Source organism: Streptomyces sp. NPDC051664 (assembly GCF_044453545.1).
GTDB lineage: Bacteria > Actinomycetota > Actinomycetes > Streptomycetales > Streptomycetaceae > Streptomyces.
In genome coordinates this window covers 1-2,786 of the sequence record NZ_JBITCU010000100.1, presented here as the reverse complement: position 1 = coordinate 2,786, position 2,786 = coordinate 1, and the positions used below count along the sequence as shown (strand labels likewise).

The following is a 2,786-nucleotide window of genomic DNA, read 5'->3' as shown; positions in this document are numbered from 1 at the left end:
GTATGCGCATACCACACCAACGACAGGGAGACCGTGAAGCAACGTGTTGATTCTTTACGGGCCCTTAGTCACCGGGTAGGTCGAACCACACGGTCTTGCCTTGGCCATTGGGTGAATTGCCCCATGAACCCGCCAAGGCCGAGACGATTAGCAGACCCCGCCCCCCCTCGGCTTGGTCCTCCTCCTCCTTCGGGATGATGACGGGAGTAGCAAGGTGCGGGTCCGAGTCCAGGACGGCCACATGCAGCCGGTCCGGGTATCCGCGCAGTTGCACGTCGACGTCACTGTCACCGTGGACCAGTGCGTTCGTAACGACCTCGGACATGAGAAGTTCCGCCTGGTCGGCAAGGGATTCCAATCCGCACTCCTGCAGCCACTCACGCAGGAAGATCCGCGCACGACGCACCCCTTGAAGATCATGTCGCTGCAACTTGAGTTCCCCGACAGCATGCGCTGGGGAGGGCGGGCCCTCATAGCGCAACAGAAGCAAGGCTGCGTCATCCGAAGAATGACCTTCCGCGACCGACCTGACGAGGCGGTCACCAAGAGTCTCCAGCTTGCCATCAGATTCCGTGAGTGCCGACTCGAACACGTCCGAAGCCATCTCGCCGCTCGGCTGCACCAAGCCGTCGGTGAAAAGGGCCAGCGTCGCACCAGGTGAGAGCTGAATGTGTACGGTCTCGTACCTAGGACGCTCTTCCACCCCCAGTGGGATACCGATATCGATGTCCTCCCGCCAGTACCGCCCGTCGCCATTCCGGATCAGCGGAACAGGGTGACCGGCGGTGCTAATCTGGACGCGCCCCGTATCTGGACTGATCCATACACAGCAGCACGTCGCAAGAAGTTCCGTCTCCAGGTCGAGGAGTTGCTGGTTCGCTCGCTCAAGAACGGCGCCGGGACCGTGCCCTTCGGCAGCGTAGGCCCGAACACCGCTGCGCAACTGTCCCATCACGACCGCAGCGGTTGTGCTGTGGCCCTGTACATCGCCGATTACTGCGGCCACAGCACCATTAGGCAAACGCATGAGATCGTACCAGTCCCCACCCAGTTCCAGAACACCCACCGCTGGCACGTAGCGGCTGGTGCTGAGAACACCAACGACGGGGGGAAGAGAGCGAGGCAGCAAGGCCTGCTGCAACTGCTGGGCCAACAGATAGTGCGCATCAAATGTCCTCGTGCGATCGAAAGCGAATCCGAGGACTGTGGCCAGCGCGGTGAGCGCTGCCTGCTCGGCCGCGGTACTCCGGCGCTTCCGGGAGAAGGCCAAAGAACAAGCCCCAATGGCTTTGCCGTCGGCCAGCATCGGCAGCACCACCCACGTATCGTCCTGCCCTGTACCTGCTGCGAAGTCGGAATCCCCAGAGATCCCCATAAACTCCCGCGTTCGCATCCCGTTAATTGCCTGTGACTCCATCGAGGGTTTACTGAGATGTAGCCCGTCGATAGCCCGCAAATATTCACGTGAGCAATTCGCCGAACCAATGACTCGCAATCGGTCGGCTTCTACCAGACTGAGAGCCATCGCTTGAGCCCCAAAGCCAGACATCACTCGCTCGATAGCGAATTTGACTGCCTCTTCCGTATGGCTCACCGACGACAAATGGCCAATCAGCTTCTGCAGATGATAAGAAATCGCTGGTGCTTCAGCCTCAGACCCATCAGTGGAGCCGTCCAGGCCAGGTTCTTCGCCTGCAACGACCATGGGCACCCTTCCGGGCACCACGGGGTTGCTATCCTCCCTACGCTTGAGATGCATTACGATTTTTTCCGCTTCGCGTGAAAGGAAATAAATTTCTTCATCTTTGGGTTCGTGAAACATTCTCGGCCAGAAAACGCTGAGCGTCCCTAGGCAACGGTTACCATCCAATAGTGGCACAGCACTGATGGTGAAAGGGAAGGGCGCGAACACCGCCAGCTCTGGATATTTCTTGATCATGTTCACCGAATGCGCCGTGACCGGCTCAAACTGCCGGTATACAGCAGCCGACGGCAGCACCGGATCATCGAACAATACCCGTTCGACCGGCGCGAGCCCCAAAGAGGACACGGCGACGACCGCAGCACGCAACTCGGGCTCGCCTGGGACCGGCAGGTACACCGTCGCCGTTGCTGAAGCCAAGCGTCGCATCACTCGTGTCACAGCTGCGGCTAGCAGCGTCTCCACTTCCCCCACCGGCTCCGACGTGTCCACCGTGTCCTCCACAGATCGCCCTGGCCTCGCATCGGCGCACACTCTCCAACGTCTCGTTCGAGAAGATGGATCGATTCCGAACGCTCGGAGAGATCCTCAAGATCACCAATCAAGCGCGTAGAAGTTACAGGCACATCGAGCATCGTACTCATTTGACACAGGAACAATAGGACTATCCCCTGCATCAGCGAAGCCTCACCCAAACGCCGCTTTCGAGTGTATCCCTCGGTGGGCATGACCGCGTGGAATGGCGCTCTGTTCTTAGGCCACAAGAGGGTGAATGATGAACGGCAGATCCCGCAGCCGGTGACTCTGTAACAACTGGCGGAGATGTTTCGCAAGAAGCGGCGACTGAGGTGTAAAATGATAGGATAGCGGGGTCGCGAGGTGGCCCCAGCGTGTCGCCAACATCGGAAGCTTTCCTCGTTCGGCACATCTCCTATCAGTGCTGATCACTATCCATGGTTAGTACTCCAGGGGTGCGGGGGACTGGACTTTAAGGGCTGTCCCGTAACTGCTGGTCACAGGTGAGATGATCTTGCGGTGTCTGGTGTGATCACGGCGTCGGAGCCGTCCTGGATAGCCCCGTTCA

The 2,786-nt window shown here is 59.3% G+C and carries 1 protein-coding gene; it reads right to left on the bottom strand.

Annotation, left to right across the window (positions count from 1 at the left end):
* Positions 1-64: 64 nt before the first annotated feature.
* Positions 65-2,194: a SpoIIE family protein phosphatase gene (locus ACIA8E_RS41725; RefSeq protein WP_399307307.1), complete on the bottom strand. Its 2,130-nt coding sequence runs from the start codon at positions 2,192-2,194 to the stop codon at positions 65-67.
* Between the last annotated feature and the right edge of the window lie 592 nt (positions 2,195-2,786).